This window comes from Niallia sp. 03133 (assembly GCF_052663225.1).
Genome location: NZ_JBQTCY010000037.1, coordinates 1 through 669 on the forward strand (window position 1 = coordinate 1; position 669 = coordinate 669).

Consider the following 669-nt stretch of genomic DNA (forward strand, 5'->3'; position numbering starts at 1 on the left):
AATAAATATTTATATGGTGGAGGATGACGGGATCGAACCGCCGACCCTCTGCTTGTAAGGCAGATGCTCTCCCAGCTGAGCTAATCCTCCGATGTATAGGAAATCAATTGCATGTGCTGCGACAGTAAGTAGTGCATTTAACATGACTTCTTAAATTTATATGGTGACCCATACGGGATTCGAACCCGTGTTACCGCCGTGAAAGGGCGGTGTCTTAACCGCTTGACCAATGGGCCATAATATTTTTTAAAATGGTGAGTGTTTTAAATGGCGGAGAGCAAGGGATTTGAACCCTTGAGACAGGGTTACCCGCCTACACGATTTCCAATCGTGCTCCTTCGGCCACTCGGACAGCTCTCCAATAATGGCTCCGCAGGTAGGATTCGAACCTACGACCGTTCGGTTAACAGCCGAATGCTCTACCACTGAGCTACTGCGGAATAATTATATGCCTGGCGACGTCCTACTCTCACAGGGGGAGAGCCCCCAACTACCATCGGCGCTGAGAAGCTTAACTTCCGTGTTCGGTATGGGAACGGGTGTGACCTTCTCGCTATCGCCACCAGACTATTTTTAAAGACATATTTTATTATATCGTCTTCTCAAAATTTTTCAAGGATTTTTTCAAAAAAAATTATTCCCTGAAAACTAGATTATGTGTAAGAAGAA

Annotated in this window: 4 tRNA genes and 1 rRNA gene; all 5 read right to left on the bottom strand. The window is 45.4% G+C overall.

Annotation, left to right across the window (positions count from 1 at the left end):
* Nucleotides 1–14 precede the first annotated feature (14 nt).
* Nucleotides 15–90: transfer RNA gene (locus ACTYBU_RS22430), tRNA-Val, on the bottom strand.
* A 71-nt stretch (nucleotides 91–161) separates the two neighbouring features.
* Nucleotides 162–236: transfer RNA gene (locus tag ACTYBU_RS22435), tRNA-Glu, on the bottom strand.
* 32 nt (nucleotides 237–268) lie between these two features.
* Nucleotides 269–360, bottom strand: a tRNA-Ser gene (locus tag ACTYBU_RS22440).
* 5 nt (nucleotides 361–365) lie between these two features.
* A tRNA-Asn gene (locus ACTYBU_RS22445) sits at nucleotides 366–440 on the bottom strand.
* Nucleotides 441–450: 10 nt separating this feature from the next.
* A 5S ribosomal RNA gene (rrf, locus tag ACTYBU_RS22450) occupies nucleotides 451–567 on the bottom strand.
* Nucleotides 568–669 lie beyond the last annotated feature (102 nt).